The 19938-nt window shown below is 43.7% G+C and carries 20 protein-coding genes; 18 read left to right on the plus strand and 2 right to left on the minus strand.

Features of this window, described 5'->3' with window-relative positions; genetic code table 11:
- The first annotated feature begins 2 nt into the window (after positions 1–2).
- From GSF08_RS10580 to GSF08_RS10645, 14 genes are all read left to right on the plus strand, one after another.
- Complete coding sequence (locus GSF08_RS10580; protein ID WP_160625754.1) at positions 3–911, plus strand: glycyl-radical enzyme activating protein; 909 nt, start codon at positions 3–5, stop codon at positions 909–911.
- Positions 912–926: 15 nt separating this feature from the next.
- Positions 927–1601, plus strand: a complete 675-nt coding sequence (locus GSF08_RS10585; protein ID WP_160625755.1) for a transaldolase family protein — start codon at positions 927–929, stop codon at positions 1599–1601.
- Positions 1602–1724: 123 nt separating this feature from the next.
- Positions 1725–4430 (plus strand): sigma 54-interacting transcriptional regulator, encoded by a 2706-nt coding sequence (locus GSF08_RS10590; protein WP_160625756.1) that lies wholly within the window; start codon positions 1725–1727, stop codon positions 4428–4430.
- A 153-nt stretch (positions 4431–4583) separates the two neighbouring features.
- Positions 4584–5000 carry a PTS sugar transporter subunit IIA gene (locus tag GSF08_RS10595; protein ID WP_160625757.1) on the plus strand — a complete coding sequence of 139 codons (417 nt, stop codon included), beginning with the start codon at positions 4584–4586 and terminating at the stop codon, positions 4998–5000.
- 19 nt (positions 5001–5019) lie between these two features.
- On the plus strand, positions 5020–5802 hold the full coding sequence (locus GSF08_RS10600) for a PTS mannose/fructose/sorbose/N-acetylgalactosamine transporter subunit IIC (protein WP_160625758.1): 783 nt from the start codon (positions 5020–5022) through the stop codon (positions 5800–5802).
- Positions 5792–6601: a PTS system mannose/fructose/sorbose family transporter subunit IID gene (locus GSF08_RS10605; RefSeq protein WP_249806106.1), complete on the plus strand. Its 810-nt coding sequence runs from the start codon at positions 5792–5794 to the stop codon at positions 6599–6601. The genes GSF08_RS10600 and GSF08_RS10605 overlap by 11 nt, the downstream gene beginning before the upstream one ends.
- A gap of 3 nt (positions 6602–6604) precedes the next feature.
- Positions 6605–7084 carry a PTS sugar transporter subunit IIB gene (locus tag GSF08_RS10610; protein WP_160625759.1) on the plus strand — a complete coding sequence of 160 codons (480 nt, stop codon included), beginning with the start codon at positions 6605–6607 and terminating at the stop codon, positions 7082–7084.
- A gap of 17 nt (positions 7085–7101) precedes the next feature.
- Positions 7102–7815, plus strand: coding sequence for a sugar isomerase domain-containing protein (locus tag GSF08_RS10615; RefSeq protein ID WP_160625760.1), 714 nt, complete (start codon positions 7102–7104; stop codon positions 7813–7815).
- A gap of 220 nt (positions 7816–8035) precedes the next feature.
- Positions 8036–8779 (plus strand): copper homeostasis protein CutC, encoded by a 744-nt coding sequence (locus GSF08_RS10620; RefSeq protein WP_160625761.1) that lies wholly within the window; start codon positions 8036–8038, stop codon positions 8777–8779.
- A gap of 51 nt (positions 8780–8830) precedes the next feature.
- On the plus strand, positions 8831–9625 hold the full coding sequence (locus tag GSF08_RS10625; protein WP_160625762.1) for a DeoR/GlpR family DNA-binding transcription regulator: 795 nt from the start codon (positions 8831–8833) through the stop codon (positions 9623–9625).
- 156 nt (positions 9626–9781) lie between these two features.
- Positions 9782–10855 carry a sporulation integral membrane protein YtvI gene (gene ytvI / locus GSF08_RS10630; RefSeq protein WP_160625763.1) on the plus strand — a complete coding sequence of 358 codons (1074 nt, stop codon included), beginning with the start codon at positions 9782–9784 and terminating at the stop codon, positions 10853–10855.
- A 57-nt stretch (positions 10856–10912) separates the two neighbouring features.
- Positions 10913–11773: an aldose 1-epimerase family protein gene (locus GSF08_RS10635; protein WP_160625764.1), complete on the plus strand. Its 861-nt coding sequence runs from the start codon at positions 10913–10915 to the stop codon at positions 11771–11773.
- Positions 11774–12108: 335 nt separating this feature from the next.
- The gene (nagB, locus tag GSF08_RS10640; protein ID WP_160625765.1) at positions 12109–12828 is read left to right on the plus strand and encodes a glucosamine-6-phosphate deaminase; all 720 of its coding nucleotides are present in this window, start codon (positions 12109–12111) and stop codon (positions 12826–12828) included.
- A 253-nt stretch (positions 12829–13081) separates the two neighbouring features.
- Complete coding sequence (locus GSF08_RS10645) at positions 13082–13948, plus strand: HAD family hydrolase (RefSeq protein WP_160625766.1); 867 nt, start codon at positions 13082–13084, stop codon at positions 13946–13948.
- Here the strand turns inward: GSF08_RS10645 and ybaK are convergent.
- Positions 13938–14435, minus strand: coding sequence for a Cys-tRNA(Pro) deacylase (ybaK, locus tag GSF08_RS10650; RefSeq protein ID WP_160625767.1), 498 nt, complete (start codon positions 14433–14435; stop codon positions 13938–13940). The genes GSF08_RS10645 and ybaK overlap by 11 nt on opposite strands.
- A 111-nt stretch (positions 14436–14546) precedes the next feature.
- Between ybaK and GSF08_RS10655 the strand changes: the two genes are divergently transcribed.
- The 4 genes from GSF08_RS10655 (at position 14547) to GSF08_RS10670 (ending at position 19181) form a co-directional block, all read left to right on the plus strand.
- A complete protein-coding gene (locus GSF08_RS10655; RefSeq protein ID WP_160625768.1) occupies positions 14547–15425 on the plus strand; it encodes an HAD family hydrolase in 879 nt (292 codons plus the stop codon).
- 17 nt (positions 15426–15442) lie between these two features.
- On the plus strand, positions 15443–16357 hold the full coding sequence (locus tag GSF08_RS10660; RefSeq protein ID WP_160625769.1) for an LCP family protein: 915 nt from the start codon (positions 15443–15445) through the stop codon (positions 16355–16357).
- Positions 16358–16964: 607 nt separating this feature from the next.
- Complete coding sequence (locus GSF08_RS10665; RefSeq protein ID WP_160625770.1) at positions 16965–17312, plus strand: hypothetical protein; 348 nt, start codon at positions 16965–16967, stop codon at positions 17310–17312.
- A gap of 126 nt (positions 17313–17438) precedes the next feature.
- Positions 17439–19181, plus strand: coding sequence for a DEAD/DEAH box helicase (locus GSF08_RS10670; RefSeq protein ID WP_160625771.1), 1743 nt, complete (start codon positions 17439–17441; stop codon positions 19179–19181).
- A gap of 120 nt (positions 19182–19301) precedes the next feature.
- Here the strand turns inward: GSF08_RS10670 and GSF08_RS10675 are convergent, their stop codons facing one another.
- Entirely contained in the window at positions 19302–19778 is a 477-nt protein-coding gene (locus GSF08_RS10675; RefSeq protein WP_347338004.1) for a GGDEF domain-containing protein, read from the minus strand.
- Positions 19779–19938 lie beyond the last annotated feature (160 nt).

Here is a 19938-nt window from a genome sequence, read left to right on the forward strand (position 1 = left end):
GTATGGTACAGGGACGAGTTTCCAAACTCCAGCGTTATGCGACCAAGGATGGACCGGGCCTTCGCACGACCGTATTTATGACCGGATGCAACCTTCGCTGTAAATGGTGTGCCAATCCGGAGATGCTGAATGCAAAGGGCGGTATGTTCTATTATAAGGAACGCTGTCAGCACTGTGGAATTTGTGTCCAGATGGCGGCTTTGGGAACGATCACATTTGCGGAAATCGGATGTGCAATCGACCGGGAACACTGCGGTGATCTGGAGCCGATCAAGGACGCTTGTCCGTTTGAAGCTTATGAAAGCACCAGTCAGCTCATGGACTGTGAAACGCTGGTGCATAAGCTGCTACGGGATCGTGAATTCTATGAGAACAGCAATGGCGGAGTTACCTTCTCCGGCGGAGAAGCCGGACTGCAGGATGATTTTCTGTATGCGTGTGCCGCCAAGCTGCGCCAAGCGGGCATCCATACCGCTTTGGATACGGCAGGATTGCTGGAGCCTCAAAGATTGTTAAGGCTTTGTCAGGTATTTGATTTGGTGCTGTATGACATCAAAGCATTTGACGCGGATATTCATAAACGTTGTACCGGTGTTGACAATACTTTGATTTTAGAAAATGCCAAGCTGCTGTGTAAACAAAAGATGCCGATGATCGTACGGATGATCGTTGTGCCTGGCATGAATGATGATCCCGCGGACATAACCGCCCGCCTGCAATTCGTGAAATCCTTGGGATCAAGTGTGAAACAGGTCGATTTACTGCCTTATCATAACCTTGGCGAAGGAAAATATGATAAACTTGGTATGACATATGAATTACATGATATTGGAAAAATGAGTGATGAACGCATGGAAGCCATCAAGCAGGAAGGTCAAAAGCTCGGCCTGCATATGACGATCGGCGGATAACTGGAGGGAATGGACATGAAATTATTATTGGATACAGCGAATTTAGAAGACATCAAAGAGGGGATGGAGTACTATCCCATGATCGGCGTTACGACGAATCCTTCGATCTTAGCGAAAAGCGGCGAGCCGATGTTTGACCATCTGCGGAAAATCCGTCAGATCATCGGCAGAGATAAGCTGTTATTTGCCCAGGTAATGGGTGAAACCTATGAGGAAATGATGGCGGATGCGAAACGCATGGTGGAAGAGGTCGATGAGGATCTGCACATCAAGGTGCCGATGACGCAGGAGGGCCTGAAAGCGATCAAGGCGATGAAAGCCCAGGGCTATAAAGTGCTGGCCACAGCGGTATTCTCTGCCCAGCAAGCGATGCTTGCGGGAGCGGCCGGAGCCGATTTTGTCGCACCGTATATCTCCCGGATGATGCAGGCGGGCATGGATGCCTATGCGATCATTGAGGAGATTGCGATCGCCTATGAAGAACACAGCATCGAAACCAAGATCATTGCGGCCTCTTTTAAGCATAGTGTGCAGGTTGAAAAATGTATTTTGGCAGGTTCTCCTTACATTACCGCTACGCTGCCGATCTATAAGCAGATGCTGGCAGAACCGCTGACCGATGTTGCGGTCAAAGGATTTCAGAGTGACTGGCAGAATGCTTTTGATGGCGTGCTGCCGCACAAAATGTAACAGCTAAAACGGCAGGATGTCAAAAAGTGACATCAGCCGTTTTTTTATATTCTTGTAGTCGGTAAAAAAAGCGTGCTATAATGCAGATACAAAAATTTGATACACGAGCGGAGGACGGTCGATATGAAAAATGAAGAGAAAATCTATCTGGGCCTGTGTGAGCTGAGTGAAAAAGCAATTGCTTCATTGAGCGACGGCGTTACCACCAGTGAATTGGCAGATCATTTAAAAATGGATCGGACTCTGGTTTCCCGCCACTTGGGAGTGCTGGTACAAGCAGGAAAAGCGGTAAAAGCAGGAAGCAAACCGATTTATTACCGCAGTTCTTCCAGCGTTCCCGCTTCCGATGCAGTGAAAACCGATGTTTTTGCCCAGCTGATCGGTTTTAACGGTTCGCTGTTGACCGCGGTAGAGCAGTGTAAATCCTCGGTGCTGTATCCCAATGGCGGACTGCCGCTTTTGATTACCGGCTCCAGCGGTGTCGGCAAGAGTTATCTGGCCAACCTGATTTTTGAATATGCAAAGAATGAGGGAATCATTGAAAAGGATGCAAAATGTGTGATCTTTAACTGCGCTGATTACGCCAACAACAAGGAGCTGCTTTCCAGTAAGCTGTTCGGTTATAAAAAAGGAACCTTTACCGGAGCGGATGAAGATAATGATGGTGTGATCGCGCTGGCCGACGGCGGTTATCTCTTTTTGGATGAAGTACACCGGTTGTCTCCCGAGGGTCAGGAAAAGCTGTTCCTGCTGCTGGATAAGGGAATTTATCAGCGCATGGGTGATAAAAATTATCAAAGTGTGCAGGTACGAGTGATCGCGGCAACAACCGAGGATCCGAAAACTGCCCTGATCGACACTTTTCTGCGCCGGATCCCGATTCAGGTGCATCTGCCTGATTTTGCATCGCGAAACATCAGTGAGCGGCTGGAGTTGATACAGCTGTTTTATGCCCAGGAGAGTCAGACCTTTCATAAGTCGATTCGAATATCAAAGAAGGTTGTGAACTACCTTTTATCCTGCGCGCTGCTTGGCAATATCGGTGCGCTTCGCAATATCATCAAGGTGAGCTGTGCCAACGCTTCACGCAAAAATCGGGAAGCGCTGGTGCAAGTGGATATTGAAGATATTGCCCGGGAGCTTCCTCAGCATGTCGAAGTGCATGAGTTCACCAGCGCCGATTTAGAAATCGGCAGCAGCTTCGCAAGATCGCCGATCACGCCTTCCTCACTTCCGAATGTGAAGGAGGTCATTGATATCATTACCGATATTTACGAACAGCTGAAAGCATGTCAGCGGCTCGCCATCAGTGAAGAGGAAGTAGAAAAATGCATTCGTTTGGATGTGAACCGTATTTCTGACGTGCTGTATTTTCATTCTAATAACAATGCCCAATCACTGTACTATTCATTATTCGCAACCCATGTGGAAAACGGCCTGAAGCTGTTGGAAAAGACATACGGCTTGAAATATTATGGCAATACGGTGAAAACCTTAAGCAGTGTATTAAATACCTTCAGTAAGGAACCGCTGTTTCAAAGCGATGAATATGTAGCGCTGTACCGCAAGACTTTAGAGTTGATCAAACATCGCAGCTATAAATATAATTTCGTTACCAACCGACTGCTGGAATATCTGCGCGATTCCTTTCATTATCAGTACGGAGTTTTAGAAGAGCTGTATTTGACGCTGTATATTTATTCATCGGTAGTCGATCATCACAGCGATATCAATGCAATCATCGTGGCTCACGGGTATTCTACCGCGAGCAGTATCGCCTCGGTCGTCAATCAGATGCACAGCAATTATATCTTTGAATCGTTTGATATGCCGATCGATATGGAACCGCAGGATATCGTTAAGGAAATCTGCGAATACGCAAAGCACTTAAATAAGGATAAGGATACGATATTCTTAGTGGATATGGGTTCGCTGTTTGAAATCTACTCATTGGTCAAGGACAGCTTTAACGGTGAAATGGTTGTTATTAACAACATTACGACGCAGCTGGCTCTGGGGGTGGGAAGCATGATCAATCAGGGCCGCAGTCTGATTGATATCGTGGACAGTGTTGTGCGGGACTGCTCGATCAAATACAAGTATTTTGAACGCAAGGGCAAAAAGCGGGCAATCGTCACTACCTGCGCATCCGGAATCGGCATTGCCAATAAAATACGCGATATGATTAAAAAGTGTGTGGCCGGAGAGAAACAGAATATTGAAATAATTTCCTGTGATTATTTCACCCTGAAAAATATGGGCCGCAACAGTGAAATATTTAAAAAATATGATGTGCAGCTGATTATCTCGACCTTAGGCTTAACCATCGAGGGTGTATCTACTATTTTATTTTCTGATTTGTTCTCCCAGAAAAATGAAGAACGAGTACGGGATGTATTCGCAAAGCTGTACGGAGAAGAGAACCTGCATCAGATCATCAACAATCTCATGAAGATGCTGACGCTGGAAAATATCATTTCCCGCTTGATCATATTGAATCCCAACCGAGTGATCGAAAATGTCGATGCGATCCTCAGCGACATTGAAAACTGCTTTGCTTATCAGCTTGATTCCAGTTTAAAGCTGACGCTATACATTCATATCGCGATCATGCTGGAACGGTGTATCCTATCCCGTAACGAGCTGCAGGAGCAGCCCTACAGCGGGAAAGAAAGCGTTGCGGATATCAATAAGATGCGCCGTATCTTTGAAAAACAGCTGACAGACTTCGAAGTACATATTCCCGATCATGAGCTTGCCCTTGTTTTAAGTATCATCAAGGAGTATGACAACACTGCGGCAGCTTCGTTATCGGATGAGGATGAATAATGTCACACATAATCTATTAAGCTGTCACAGATGATGAAAAGTGATGTTTATCTGTGACAGGTAATGAAAAAAGACCGATAAAATCGGCCTTTTTCATCTTTTCAGCGAGTTGGCATGTTTTTTGCTTCAATATAGGCAGAAAGGAGAAATTCTATGTACAGTATCATCGTTATGAGCCATGGGGACATGGCAAACGGGCTGAAAGACACGATGATGATGATCCTCGGGGAACAGGAGGATATCTATTTTATCAGTTTCACGCCAAGTGACAGTATCGAGGATTTTCGTAAACGGGTAAATGTTATTTATCATTCGATCGAGGAAGACAGACAGGTGCTGTTTCTTACCGATCTATACGGGGGAACACCCAACCATGTGGCAACCGCTATGAAAATCGCTGAGCCGGGTCGAGTAGAGGTGCTCAGCGGCGTGAATATGCCTTTACTGATGGAAGCAACATTAGGAAAAGCGAAAGTTCTGAGTGACATTGTCGAGCACTTATTAGAGCAGGGACGCGGAGGCATGATCCGCATTGAGCCTGCCCTTGATCAAAACGAAGAGGATGAATAATTAAGAAGGAGGAAGTTTCATGGAAATTTCATTTTTGCAGATCATCTTGTTATCTGCATATGGTTTCATCGCTATCTGGGATGACTTGAATCCCGGATTCAAATTAGGTAAACCGGTTGTTGCCGGAATGTTTGCCGGTCTCATCATGGGTGATATCCAAATGGGTCTGTTGGTCGGCGGTACGCTGCAGCTGATGATTCTGGGTGTCGGCACATATGGCGGTGCATCCATTCCCGATTATATGACCGGTGCCGTAGTAGGTACTGCCTTCGCAGTTTCTTCCGGAAAAGGTCTGGAGTATGCGCTGGCAATCGCTGTTCCGGTGGGGCTGTTGATGGTTCAGCTGGATGTATTGGGAAGATTTTGTAATACTTATTTCCAACATATGGCGGATAAAGGCGCTGAGCAGCGCAACTACCGCAAGGTGGAACTGGGCAATGTGCTCGGTATGATTCCCTGGGGGCTGTCCCGTGCCCTGCCGATATTCCTGGCACTGTTCTTCGGACAGGATATTGTAAAAACTTTACTGGATAATTCTCCTGAATGGCTGATGAACGGCTTAAAGACAGCCGGCGGTCTGCTGCCTGCGTTAGGTATTGCCATTCTGCTGCGCTACATGCCGTTAAAGACATACTGGATGTATGCCATTGCCGGCTTCGTAGCTGCTACGTATTTGAAGGTGCCGATGCTGGGTGTAGCCCTTGTCGGTCTGGTTGCTGCCGGCGTTGCTTACGCACGTTCGGATGAACCGGCGGTGTCAGCTGTAGTAAATGAAGGAGGTACGATCGAAGATGATGAATAATAGTAATGTCTGTGATAAAAAAATTCGTCGTAAGGTGTTCCTGCGTTGGTTCTTAAACGGTGAATCAGGCTGGAACTATGAAAAAATGCAGGGCTCTGGATACTGCTATTCTATGATGCCGGCATTAAAAGAAATCTATAAGGATGATCCGGATGCGCTTCAGGCTGCGGTAAAAAATCATCTTCAGTTCTTCAACACAACGCCGCATACAGCCAATATTATTTTAGGTGTCAACATGGCGGTTGAACAAACCGTGAAACAGGACGGTAAAGATGCTATTGCCAGTATCAAAACCGGTCTGATGGGTCCGTTAGCCGGAGTTGGCGACTCCTTATTCGGAGTAATCATTGATACTGTATTAGGCTCTATCGCTGCTTATATGGCCCTGGAAGGCAATCCGATGGGATGTTTGATCTGGGTATTGGTCAGTGCGATCGGCATTACGGCACTGCGCTATGCTATGCTGGAAATCGGTTATAAGCAAGGTACCGATGTCGTTGCGAATATCTCTACTAAAATGAAAAAGATTACGGAAGCTGCCAGCATCCTCGGTCTGACGGTTGTCGGCGCTTTGATCCCTACCGTAGTCAATGCGAAGGTACCCTATGTATTTGAATGGGGAAAAGTAAAAATGCCGGTTCAGGATATGATCGATTCGATCATGCCAAACCTGCTTCCGGTACTGTTTGTCGTATTGATTTATTGGCTGCTGTCGAAAAAAGGAATGAATTCCACAAGAGTGATTATTTTCATTATCGTATTTGCGATTTTGTTCAACTTCTTAGGAATTCTTGGATAATGTATGGAAGGTATCGTACACGTAAGAATTGATGACCGTCTGCTGCATGGACAAGTCTGTGCCTTTTGGTCAAATGCCCTTAAGTTAACAAGAATTATGGTGGCAAATGATGAGGTTGCCGTCGATGAAATGCAGAAGTCGGTACTGCGCATGGCGGCGCCTGCCGGCGTCCGTACATCCTTGATTTCACTGGAAAAAGCTTCTGCCAACATTCTGGCGGAGAAATACAAGGGACAGCGCGTACTGCTGATTTTAAAAAGCCCGAAAGATGCTTTGCGCTTAATCGAGATGGGTTTGCCGATCAAGTCGCTCAATGTCGGCAATATGGCAAACCGCCCGGATACGACCCAGTATAAACGTTCTATCTCACTGACAAAATCGGAATACGATGACTTCATGAAACTGCATGAGCTGGGAGTTCAAATGACGGCACAGATGGTTCCAGAGGAAGCGGTCAGTGATCTGATGGAGTTCCTGAAATAAAAAAGAAAGGAAAGATCATGAGAAATATCGGAAAACAATTTAATGATGCAATTATCAACTGTTTGGAGCATATCGCTGACGGACAGGAAGAAGCAATCGCAAAAGCGGCGGAAATCATCGCCGATACGATTGAAAACGGGGGCATTGTGCAGTCGTTTGGTTCGGGACACAGCTATGGCAATGCGCTGGAGATCAGCGGCCGTGCCGGCGGTTTCATCCAGACGAAAATTATCAATGAGCCGTCCCGCGGAAACTATGAGATGATCGAAGGAGTCGGTACGATTTTTATGAACCATCTCGATCTGCAGGTACAGGACTGCTTGATTATCATTTCCAATTCCGGACGTAATCCGTTGGGGATTGAAATGGCAATGGCGGCGAAAAAAATGGGCGTCAAGCTGATCGTCGTCACTGCTTATGATGTTGCTTCCCATTCAACATCCCGCCATTCAAGCGGTAAAATGCTGCATGAATTTGCGGATGTTATTCTGGATAACAAGTCAATTTTCGGGGATGCCTGCATCGAAGTAGCGGGACTGCCGGTGAAAGTCGGAGGTACTTCGCTGTATACCGGAAGCATGCTGTTAGACCGGGCAACGATGGATGCGATTGATATCCTGCTGGAACGAGGTGTGACACCGCCGCTGTTTATGAGTGCCAATGTGGATGGCGGACCGCAGTTCAACCAGAAATATCTGGATATGTATAAAGATCGTCTTCGCCGTTATTAAAGGATCAAGAGGAACGGGAGTTCCTCTTTCTTTTACCCTATTATGAAGTAGGAAATAGCTGAAAAGCTTCATGATATGATTAGCTATGACGATCATAAAGGGCGAATGATTCAACCTTTTTATGAATTGAGCATGCTGAACATATTGTGCCGGGATGCGTACCGCATGGTATATACACGGGATAAGTAATGAATATTCATTAGGAAAGAAGGTTAACGACATGAAAGAAAAAATAATTGAAATTTGCTGCGTGAATTATAAAGACTGCATCCATGCTGAAATGTGCGGAGCGGATCGCATTGAATTGTGCGCATCCATGGCGGCCGGCGGACTGACCCCGTCGCTGGGTGTATTTCAAATGGTAAAGGAGCATGTCCATATCCCAGTCATGGTCATGATTCGTCCCCGCGGTGCTGGCTTCTGTTATCATGATTATGAGTTTGAGATCATGAAAAGGGATACGGAAATTTTTTTAAGCAATGGCGCCGAAGGGTGTGTCTTCGGTATCCTGAATGCGGATAAGACAGTTGATCTGACACGTACTGAGGAACTTGCGGCAATCATTCATAAATACGGAAAGGAAGCGGTATTTCACCGTGCCTTTGATGAATGCCCAAATAAAGAACAAGCCATTCAGGAATTGATCGCATGCGGAATCGATCGGATCCTAACTGCGGGCGGTCAGGGAAATGCGGATGAGCATCTGGATGACTTAAAGCGCTGGCAGGATACATATGGTGAACAGATACAGCTTCAGGTATGCGGCAGTATCCGCAGTCATAATGCCATGTCTATTATGAAGCAAATTGGCTTTGATCAAGTTCATTCCGCCTGCCGCAGCTTTCATCAGGACGCCAGCGATGAACCGGCACAGAATTTGGGTTATCACAATGCGTATGATTGTGTCGATGAAACAGAATGCCGGCGTTTTGTGGACAGCCTGCGTAAGTCATGCGGTTGTTAAGCGGTTTTTCTCATACCTCATGTTATGATATAATACAAGCGAGGTGATAGCATGCAGGCAGCACAGCGGCGAATGGAAATTTTTGATGATCTGCAGCGTAATAAAACGGTGGAGGTCAATGCTTTAGCGAATCATTACAAGGTGACACCGATGACCATTCGCCGGGATTTGGCAATTTTTCAGAAACAGGGATTGGTCACAACCACATACGGCGGCGCTTATCTAAATCAGGGTGCAGCCGTGGAGCCTAATTTTGCCTTAAAGAGCTCCCAGATGAAAGAGGGTAAGCAGTTGATCGCAAGAAGGGCGGCGTCTTTGGTGAATGAGGGGGAAACCGTTATCATCGACTGCGGTTCCACTGCTTATGAGCTGGCAAAGTATATAGCGCATATGAATATAACGGTCATAACCAATTCACTGCCGGTCATGAATATCCTAAAGGATCATGAATCAATTAAGCTGATCATGGCTCCGGGACAATATAATCATGTATCTGCCGGTGCACTCAGCACATACACGCTAAGCTTTTATCAGGAGCTTCATGCGGACAAGGTCTTTATGTCCACACAGGGCTTTGATGAGCGCATCGGACTGAGCGTTCCGGATATGGAAGACGCGGCTGTAAAAAAAGCTATTCTGCAGGCAGCTCGGGAGAAAATTTTGTTAGCGGATATGTCTAAGTATAAACGGGAATATCTGGCAGTACACGCACAGCTGGAAGACTTCTCGATCATTGTGAATGACGGGAAATTTCCAATCGATGTTCAGCAGCGGCTGGAAGCAAAAAATATCCGCGTATACACCGTTGACCCTGATCATGATATGATCGGACTTTCATCTCGATGATCATGAGGATCTTTTAAAGCAATAAATCCATGTAGTCTATATCACAGAATTATGATGACCAATTTGTAAAATAGCATAGTGAGCCGTTGAATCAAGACGGCTTTTTTAATGTTTTAGAAACCTGATGAATATACTGTGGTGAAAGATGAGGTATTCATGGAAGATCGTAAAAAACTGCACATGCTGATCACTACCGCTTATCTGTTTGTGATCTTCTGCATTCTTTATATTGTGCTGCGTTATGGCATCTATTATTTTCTGCCGTTTCTGTTTGGTTTTCTCATTGCGTCCTGTTTGAAACCGGCAGTACGTAAGCTCTATCATATCACCCATATCAGCAAGCGTTTTTGGGGTATGGTATTGCTGCTGCTATTCTATGGCGTTACATTTTTTCTATTGGCTTTCGCCAGTGTCAAACTTTACGCATGGCTGAGAACCTTCATTCTTAATCTGCCATATCTTTACAGCCAACAGATTGAACCGCGAATGTTACTAGTCTTTGCTGCGATCAATCATCAGATGGCTGATCTGGATCCCGATTTACTGCATACGCTGGATGAACTGGGAAGGGAAATCATGTTTTCTTTAGGGGATGTTTTATCTGCATTTTCAGGCAGTGCGCTTTTGGCATTATCGCAGTTTGTAACCACCCTTCCGGGCTTTTTCATGAACAGTATGATCATGATTCTTTCCTCGATCTTTTTCACCCTCGATTATCAGCAGATCGTTAATTTTATCATGCGTCAAGGCTCTCAGCGGTTTCAGGATATTACTTTGGCAATACGGCGCTATCTCAGTGAGACCTGCAGCAGCTATGTAAAAGCATATACAAAGATTATGCTTATTACCGCCTTGGAGCTGACTGTTGGTTTTACTGTTTTAAAGCTGCCGCATCCTTTGGGACTGGCTCTGGGCATTGCTCTTTTCGATGTATTGCCGGTGCTGGGCTGCGGCGGTATCTTGATTCCCTGGGTATTGGCGTGTTTCATATTGAATATGCGTAAGCTGGGGGTTGGACTGCTGATCCTGTATTTTATTGTAACGCTTGTCCGCAATATCATCGAACCTAAGATTGTCGGCAAACAGGTTGGTATCCATCCGCTGCTGATGCTGGCGGCAATGTTCATCGGTGCGAAATTCTTCGGCTTTCTGGGATTTCTGCTTCTTCCATTTTTTGTGAGTGTTGTGAAAAGCTTGAATGATCAGGGTTATATTCATTTATTTCAGTAAGGATATGTTCACATCGACAGTCTCGTGATAAAATAACAGAAGAAAAGAGGGATCATCATGAAATTGGAAAATGCGTTGTATGAAGTTACATTTACGTTAAAGGGCGCTGAAATTCAGAGCTTTACCGATAAGCGTACCGGCATCCAGTATATGTGGCAGGGCGATGAAAAGTTCTGGACCGGCAAAAATCCTACATTATTTCCGATCGTTGGTAATACATATACCAAGGATTATGAGATAAATGGAAAACGCTACGCGATGAAAAATCACGGTATCATCCGGATCAGTACATTTACCTGTATTGAACAAAGCGATCATCGTATCGTATTTGAATTATGCGATAATGAAGAAACCAGAGCAGTGTATCCGTTCTCCTTCCGCTTCCATACCATTTATGAATTAAGTGATTGGGGTTTAACGATCAGCTATGAAATTACCAATACCGGTGAGACAGACATGCCGTTTAGCTTTGGTCTGCATCCGGGCTTTAACTGTCCGCTTATGGAAGGTGAATCATTCGAGGACTATCGGCTGGTATTTGATCATGAGGAGCATTTGAATCATTGGATCATGGATGAGACAGCAAAGAAGGGGGTACGGATAAAACCGATAACGGTCAAAGAAATTCCGCTTCGTTATGCGGAGATTGAAGCATATGAAACCCTGATGTATACCGGTATGAAAAGTAACACGGTTACCCTGCAAGGCAAGGAGCACGGGGTTCGTGTAGGCATTGCCGGCTATCCGATGCTGGCCTTCTGGACCTGTAAGCCGGGTGCGCCATACCTATGCATTGAGCCATGGTATGGATACGGTGATTTCTATGCGACCGAGAAGGATTTTTATCATCGTGACGGCACAATGATCCTTTCCCCCCAAAAACTGTTTACGACCTCCTACACAATTGAAGTGTTCTAATACTCCTGAGGGAGTATTTTTTTCTTTCAAAAGGACTGGAGAGGTGATTGCATCGGCCTACATGAAGAATCCCAAATATAAAAGCGATCAAAAGGCCGAAGAAGCCGCGTAATGCAAAAGATATGTTCAACTAGCATCAAGTGATTATTCTTTATATGGATTATGGAAATCAAGTTGGCTTGTTTTCACATTTTCGGCTCTCGTTAGTTTATGAGAACAAGACAGTATCAATCCCCTGAAAATGCGAGGTTTAAAGCCTTTATTTTGACCGGTCTTACATTGCATTGAAGGGCGCTTCGTGCTATGATTATATGGTAAAATTAGGAGGACATTTTATGCATGTAATCATTGTTAAGAATTACGATGAGGTTAGTGAAAAAGCATTTGAAGTAATGAAGGAAATTGTTACATCTAAACCAAACGCAGTGCTTGGATTGGCAACTGGATCGAGTCCGATCGGTCTTTATCAGAATATGATTAAGGATCACAAAGATAACGGCACCAGCTATGCTGCAGTTCAGTCATTCAATCTGGATGAATATGTAGCGCTGCCGCGTGATCATGAGCAGTCATACTGGACATTTATGCATGAGAACCTATTTAAAGGAATTGATATCAAAGAAGAAAATGTACATGTACCTTATGGAAGTACTAAGGAAGACTGCGAAGCTTATGAAAAAGCTATGGAAAACGTGAGTGTTGATGTACAGGTGCTGGGAATCGGCGCAAACGGTCATATTGGTTTTAATGAACCGGGTACTTCCTTTGATGAAGAAACGCACATCGTTACTTTGACAGAGAAAACACGTCAGGACAATGCTCGTTTCTTTGAAAATGATATGAATAAGGTTCCGACTCATGCGATCACCATGGGGATTGCGACGATTATGAAAGCAAAGAAAATCCTGATGGTTGCGACTGGTGAAAATAAAGCAGATGCAGTGAAAGCAATGATTGAAGGCAAGCCTTCTATAGACTGTCCGGCATCCGTTCTGCAGAATCATAGCGATGTTGTGGTTATCCTGGATGAAGCAGCTGCTTCCAAGCTTCAGTAAGCTTTATGTATTAAAGAAACAATTATTATCATAAAATTTATTTTATACCAAACGATGGATGTTGCCGTTAAAAGGTACATCCATTTTTATCTGCATTCTGATGTTAGGAAGCTTTCGAAACGACACGGATCAATAAGCGGTCAGTTTGAAACGATTATGGAAGATGCTATCCTTTTTCAAACTTAAAAATGTAGGAAACGCGTGCTTTTCCCTTTCGTATCTTCTATAATATCTATAAAAGGAAGGTGTAAAAATGGATATCAAAATGATTGCCTGTGATCTGGATGGTACGTTGTTAACAAAAAATCATGAGGTTTCCCCATTTACCAAGCAGATGCTTTTAGAAGCACAGAAACGCGGTATCATTGTCACCCTGGCAACTGGCCGTGATAAAGGAAGCTTGGATTTTGTCTATGAACCGCTGGAACTGGAAAATGGAAATAACTATGTGGCCGGCATTAATGGGCAGGTGATTTACAGCTTTCAGAAAAAGGAATATTTCGTCGATGCTGTCATGGATGGGGAAGATGCCAAAAAATGTATGCAGGTAGCCAAAGCGTTTAATCTGGAATGTATCTGCTGCTGCGGCTATGACCATTACAATTATATTTCCAAGCCATTGAAGCTGATGAAGCAGGTTCGCTCGCTGCTTGCCGGTCAGCCTACGGATTATGGACTGCAGGATGGCAAGCGTAATTTCATTGAGGTGGACATCGACCAGCTTGAGATAACGCAGGATATTAATAAGATCATTTATATTCAGTCAGCGAAATTCTTCCGCAAAAATCTTCCAGTCCTGCGTGAAGCCTTAAAGGATTATGAAGTACTCATGGTAGGTGATGCCTGGATGGAGATCATGCCAAAAGGGGTCAGCAAAGGTAATGCTTTGAAAAGAATTGCTGAGGAAAACGGCTTTACAATGGATCATGTGATGGTCTTTGGTGATGCCGAAAACGATCTGTCTATGTTTGATATGGCAGGCTACAGTGTAGCAATGGGCAATGCAATGCCGGTTGTGAAGGAACACGCTTCCATGGTCTGCGATGATAATGAACATGACGGCATTGGCAAAACAATTGAAAACTATCTTTTTCAAGCAAAAACAGAACCTACGAACTAGGCTCTGTTTTTTCACATATGGATGCGTATTCAGCATGAATGATATCGACAAGATCATGAGGGCTGCATGCAATCTGCAAGCCGATTTTGCCGCCGCTGAAGATGATGGTGGAATATGCTTGTGCGCTTTCATCGAGAATTGTGGGAAACTGCTTTTTCATGCCCAGCGGTGAGCACCCGCCTCGGACATAACCGCTGATTTTGGTGATGTCCCGAACCGGAATCATCTCGATGCTTTTTTCATGTACGGCCTTTGCGGCTTCTTTCAGATGCAGCGTTTCCGCAACCGGCACCATAAATACATAATATTGCTTGGAATGGCCGACACAAATCAGTGTTTTGAATACCTGTTCAGGATTTTGATTCAGCATTTGGGCGACATGGACACCATCCACTGCTTCTCCCTGATGCTTATAGGTATAGGTCTGATAGGTTATCTTTGCTTTATCCAGCAAACGCATGGCATTGGTTTTACTTATTTTCGGCATACGATCACTCCTGCGCCTACTATAAGCTAAGAAGCGAAAAAAGGCAAGTGATCGATAAACATTTTACAGGGGTAAGAAAAGTATTGTATAATTGAGCAGGATGGTGTGAATATGAATATTAAAATGATTGTAACGGATATGGATGGGACTTTGCTAAACAGCCGTGACGAATGTTCTGCCGCTACCTGTGCAGCCTTGATCAAAGCTCAGGAAAAAGGAATGCGGCTGGTGTTAGCCAGCGGCCGCAGCTATACGAAAATGCTGAAATATGCTGATATGCTGCATATGCGTGAGTTCGGAGGCTACTTGATCGAAGTTAACGGCATGGCGCTGATGGATTTAAAAACATCAAAACGCACTGTGTATCAGCAGCTGAATCAGCAGGACTGCCAACGTTTGTTTGATGCGTTGGCTCCCTATGTAGTAGAACAAATTTATATGATCGATGATGGCATGTATCATTATTTGCCGCAGCCGATATATGAGAAAAAGGCCGCATATCGCAAGCAGCATGGTTATCCCGATGATTATCCGCTGACTGCTAGTATATTAGGATATCTTTATGATAACCGGGAAGGCTATCCCCGTCTGATGACGATGCAGACTCCAAAGGATATTAAGCTTCCCATCAATAAGCTATGTGTATATGAAGAGCCAAATAAATTGAAACCGATTGCGGACGATATCAAAGCAACTTTTCAACAGGATTATTGGGCCGGCTTGGTTCATAACAATTGGCTGGAAATTACGCCGCTTGGGGTCTCAAAGGCCGTGCGGCTGAAACAGCTGGCAGATCAGCTGCACATTAAATCTGACGAAATTTTATGCTTTGGTGATGGTGAAAATGATATAGAAATGCTTCAAAGCGTCACATATGGCATTGCGATGGGCAATGCTTTGGATAATGTGAAGCAGGCTGCGTTCGATGTGACATTATCGAATGATGAAGACGGTATTTGGGCTGCTTTAAAGCAGTATGAAATTATATAGGAAAGGTTTTGATTCCAATGAGTACAAAAAAGAAAAAACGCAGACTCCGGCTGGGACGGCTGTTAATCGTAATACTCGGTTTTTTAATGGTATTTGTCGTCATCGCGGGAGCTGGGGTGTTTGCGTATTATAAATACGTGACCTCACAGGCTAAAGATATGAATATCCTACTAATCGGAACAGACGGCAGGGAATCTACTGATAATTCTTCACGTGCTGATACGCTGATGATGATTCATGTCGATAAGGATACCAATACGATTACTACGGTTTCTCTGCCGCGTGATTCATATGTTTATATACCTTGTGAGGATGCCTATGATAAAGTCAATCATGCCTTTTCATATGGAGATGCCAACTGGGCAAACAAAGGCGGCGGACGTGCCTGTACGATGAAAACCGTACAGAATGTGTTTGAATTGCCGGAGCTGGATAATTACGTGGAAGTCGATTTTTCCAAAATGATGAAAATTGTTGATTTAGTGGGAGGAATCGATTTGACCCCAACACATACGTTTTGTGAGATGGATGAAAATGAACTAGCGGATCAATACTGTTTTACCGAAGGAAAAACCATACATATGAACGGTGCTATGGCACTTGCCTATTCTCGTCATCGCAAGAGTGACAGTGATATTTACCGTGCTGGCCGCCAAGAAGAAGTGGTAAAGTCGCTCTTTTCCAAAGCCAAGCGTCAGGGCTTGTGGGATTTGTATAAGCTGAGTAAGGAAGTTCTTAAAATTGTCGATACAAACTTGACCTTTCAGGATTTGATCGGGTATGCGGATATGCTGGAGGGTGAACTGAAAATCGATCAGCAGGTTGTTTCGGGCAGTGATGATTGGGAATATGTGCCGGCTTATGGTCAGGAGATTTATTACTACAAACTGGATCAGGATTGGTTAAGTAATATTATAAAAACCTTTCAGTAAAAAGAAAAGAGCGATGGATGCGCTCTTTTCTTTTTCTTTATTATTTTTAAAAGGGAGAAAGTATGAAAAATTGGATTAGGAAATTACATTTTTCATCGGCAAGTATTCCTCTTGCCTATACTCAGTATAGAAAATGTTTATATGAATATTACGTCATAAGAATGTTAAAATATGTGATTTATGTTAACCGAAAGATCAAGGAATTTATTGTTGTATCAAGCTATCTTTTAAAGAATGAATTTGTTATTTCTTCAGCAGCTTTCATCATATTCAAACGGTATCTGAATTCTACATTTACATTCGCTTTCACGGATCTCAAAGTTACCTCACAATGAAGATTGACAATTATTCAAATAATGCGATAAATAAAGGAAAAAACCGCTGGGAGGCGGCTTTTTCCGATTATAGGGGATAGAATGATATACGGAACTTGGGATAATTTCTAGGGGATTCCGTATTAGCAAGATGTACTTGCTGATAACACTATATCATTTTAGATTGTCGAAAGATGACGAATCATCGTTTATGACTCTTTTTCTGAATTTTTTATTCTTTTTTTATGGAATGCTTTGAAATTTGATATAATTTGGTCGAAGGGTTTGATGGTATGCGTGAAAATACATGGAAAAAAGCCGCAATGGCAGCGATGAAGCAGCACGGTTTTAAAAGGAATGCCATAAATCATAGCTTTTATTGCGAATGGCCGCACTGTTTGGCTGCCGCAGAATTTGAAATCGTACATAATAAACAAACGATGCGGATACGGCTTGATCTGTATGTATATGCAAAACATGACCTGAAGAACCTGATGGATAAGGTGGATGCCAGTGATTATTTGACCTGCCAAGGTAAAGCGGATTTTCTGCTTGAGGGAGTAACCAGAGAAGCGGTTTATGACCAGGTGATCGATGCCTTGCAGGAAAGTATCCCTCGGATATCTGACATACCTGATTAAAAAGATGCAATTCGGCAATACTGTAAGCGAAATGGCAAGCAATTTATTATTTTGGCAGAATTTGCATCCTGAGGTTCAGCGTGATATAATTTATCAGTTATCGTAAAAAACGGAAAGAAGGCAACAATGACAAATTTTAATGAATTACCAATTAGCAACGAGATTTTAAAAGCTGTCCAGGAAATGGGCTATGAACATGCAACGCAGATACAGGCAGAAGCGATTCCGCTGATCATGCAGGGGAATGACGTTTTAGGCCGTTCAAATACAGGTACCGGAAAGACTGCCGCATTCGGCATTCCGGCGATCGAGCACGTAGAACCGGGACACAAGCTGCCGCAGGCGCTGATCATCTGTCCGACCAGAGAACTGGTTACTCAGGTCGCAACCGAATTAAGAAAGTTTAGTAAGTATAAGGAAGGTATCAAGATTGTACCGATCTACGGTGGTCAGCCGATCGACCGGCAGATTCAACTCTTGAAGCGCGGAGTTGGAATCGTCGTAGGAACTCCCGGAAGAATCATGGATCATTTAAATCGCCGTACCTTGAAGTTAAACGAGATTGATATGGTAATTTTAGATGAAGCTGATGAAATGCTGAACATGGGATTTAAGGAAGATATTGAAAGTATTCTTTCCATGATGCCCGATGGCAGAGAGCATCAGACGATTCTGTTTTCTGCTACGATGCCGGATGCCATTATGCAGATTACTAAGCAATTTCAGAAAAATCCGTGTGAAGTGGAAATCAAAAGTGCACAGCGTACGATAGATACGGTTGAGCAAATCTATTATGAAGTACCAAGGGGCAAGAAAACAAATGCCCTGCGGGTGCTGCTGAATCATTATGATCCGGATTTGACCATGATTTTCTGCAACACAAAGAAAATGGTAGATGAATTGACTGATGAGCTTAATAACAATGATTTAAAGGCAATCGGTTTGCACGGCGATATGAAGCAGGTAGTGCGTACCCGCGTCATGGAGCAGTTTCGCACCGGAAACTATCCGATTCTGATTGCGACGGATGTGGCTGCCCGCGGTATTGACGTGGACAATATTGAGTTGGTTGTTAATTTTGATATTCCTCAGGATAATGAATATTATATTCACCGTATCGGAAGAACCGGCAGAGCGGGCCGTCAAGGCAAGGCGATTACTTTGATCAGCGGCCGCAAACAGCGTGATTTCATTAAAGAAATCATGCATTACACCAAGACGAGCATTCGCAAACATGTACTGCCCAGCAATGCGCAAATGCTGGAAGCGGGAAGAACTGCCTTTATTGAGTCGGTGAAACAGGCATGTGACAGTATTGACCAGGACAGTATGGATATCGCAAACGAGCTGATGGCAGAAGGTATTGCGATTGAAAATATCATCAGTGCGCTGATTTCAATGAACTATCATCCGGAAGTTATTGATATCGAGGACGATAAAAAGCAGGCACGCCGTGATTTTGAAACAACCCCGCTGAAATTTGATATCGGCGCATCCGGCGGAATTCAGCCAGGCCATATTGTATGCGCAATTGCGGAAACAACCGGATTGTCATCCAGTGTTATCGGCCGCATTGATGTGCGTGCACATTTCACGATCGTAGGCATTGCCAGTGACTATTCTCATGTGGTGCTGGAGAAAATGAATCATACAATGATCCGCGGCAAGGATGTAACCGTTGTAGTTGATAAGAAACCAAAACGCCGTCAGGAGCGTGAGCGTAAAGATCGCTATGAACATAAGGATAAAGTAAGCGCGTTCTTTGATGAAGAAAAGAAGCGCGGATCTCGCGTTTCTAAAACCAAAGGTGATAAGAAAACAAAGGAAGCACGCAGCCGTAATTCCCGCAGAGAACGCGGTAACCGTTAAAGCATGATTTACGAATAGGAAATTGTGATGATGCTCATATAGCTGAAAGGATTGTACCTCGCATAATGGTACAATCCTTTTTATCAATTCTGATTGAAGAAAGCATATAAAAAGGATATGTCAGGAGGACATATCTTTCATTTCATCGAAACAGGAAGACCGTACAATCTGATCTCGTCCGGCATTTTTTGCTTCATATAGAGCTTCATCAGCGTATTTGATACCTTGTTCAATATGATGAATAGAATGCAATTTCTGATACCAAAGACCCGCGCTTATACTGACACATCCCTGTTCCGTATCCGATCTTTCAATATGCTCTTTTTTTATTGCTTCTAACAGTTTTTTTGCGAAAGCTTCAGCGGAAAACGGATGTTTTGAGAATTTTACGACTAGAAATTCTTCTCCCCCATAACGTATGGATATAGCGTTTTCCTCATGACTGATTTTTTGAATTAAATTAGCGATTTTCTGTATACAGACATCTCCTTGAACATGTCCGTATAAGTCATTGTATTGCTTAAAATAATCGATATCCAACATCAAAAACATACCCATATACCCTTTTTTTCGTGACGCTTCAAAATTCGGGTATATTTTTTATATTTAAATTATATATGTCTTTTTGACTATCTTTTTATATCTTCTTAAATGTCCGCATAGCCTTATTTTATCGGCTCTACGGGCATTTTGCTTTTGTGGTAAACCTCACATATCTAGGTCTATCTTCTTATATTTTCCCTATCAATCGTGGTTA

Origin of the sequence: Copranaerobaculum intestinale, assembly GCF_009831105.1 — a bacterium.
In the GTDB taxonomy this organism is placed as follows: domain Bacteria; phylum Bacillota_I; class Bacilli_A; order Erysipelotrichales; family Erysipelotrichaceae; genus Copranaerobaculum; species Copranaerobaculum intestinale.

Bases quoted from the DNA above. Each gene is read 5' to 3' on its own strand.
- GSF08_RS10580 (WP_160625754.1), top strand. From the start codon at position 3: ATGGTACAGGGACGAGTTTCCAAACTCCAGCGTTATGCGACCAAGGAT.
- GSF08_RS10585 (WP_160625755.1), top strand. From the start codon at position 927: ATGAAATTATTATTGGATACAGCGAATTTAGAAGACATCAAAGAGGGG.
- GSF08_RS10590 (WP_160625756.1), top strand. From the start codon at position 1,725: ATGAAAAATGAAGAGAAAATCTATCTGGGCCTGTGTGAGCTGAGTGAA.
- GSF08_RS10595 (WP_160625757.1), top strand. From the start codon at position 4,584: ATGTACAGTATCATCGTTATGAGCCATGGGGACATGGCAAACGGGCTG.
- GSF08_RS10600 (WP_160625758.1), top strand. From the start codon at position 5,020: ATGGAAATTTCATTTTTGCAGATCATCTTGTTATCTGCATATGGTTTC.
- GSF08_RS10605 (WP_249806106.1), top strand. From the start codon at position 5,792: ATGATGAATAATAGTAATGTCTGTGATAAAAAAATTCGTCGTAAGGTG.
- GSF08_RS10610 (WP_160625759.1), top strand. From the start codon at position 6,605: ATGGAAGGTATCGTACACGTAAGAATTGATGACCGTCTGCTGCATGGA.
- GSF08_RS10615 (WP_160625760.1), top strand. From the start codon at position 7,102: ATGAGAAATATCGGAAAACAATTTAATGATGCAATTATCAACTGTTTG.
- GSF08_RS10620 (WP_160625761.1), top strand. From the start codon at position 8,036: ATGAAAGAAAAAATAATTGAAATTTGCTGCGTGAATTATAAAGACTGC.
- GSF08_RS10625 (WP_160625762.1), top strand. From the start codon at position 8,831: ATGCAGGCAGCACAGCGGCGAATGGAAATTTTTGATGATCTGCAGCGT.
- ytvI (WP_160625763.1), top strand. From the start codon at position 9,782: ATGGAAGATCGTAAAAAACTGCACATGCTGATCACTACCGCTTATCTG.
- GSF08_RS10635 (WP_160625764.1), top strand. From the start codon at position 10,913: ATGAAATTGGAAAATGCGTTGTATGAAGTTACATTTACGTTAAAGGGC.
- nagB (WP_160625765.1), top strand. From the start codon at position 12,109: ATGCATGTAATCATTGTTAAGAATTACGATGAGGTTAGTGAAAAAGCA.
- GSF08_RS10645 (WP_160625766.1), top strand. From the start codon at position 13,082: ATGGATATCAAAATGATTGCCTGTGATCTGGATGGTACGTTGTTAACA.
- ybaK (WP_160625767.1), bottom strand. From the start codon at position 14,435: ATGCCGAAAATAAGTAAAACCAATGCCATGCGTTTGCTGGATAAAGCA.
- GSF08_RS10655 (WP_160625768.1), top strand. From the start codon at position 14,547: ATGAATATTAAAATGATTGTAACGGATATGGATGGGACTTTGCTAAAC.
- GSF08_RS10660 (WP_160625769.1), top strand. From the start codon at position 15,443: ATGAGTACAAAAAAGAAAAAACGCAGACTCCGGCTGGGACGGCTGTTA.
- GSF08_RS10665 (WP_160625770.1), top strand. From the start codon at position 16,965: ATGCGTGAAAATACATGGAAAAAAGCCGCAATGGCAGCGATGAAGCAG.
- GSF08_RS10670 (WP_160625771.1), top strand. From the start codon at position 17,439: ATGACAAATTTTAATGAATTACCAATTAGCAACGAGATTTTAAAAGCT.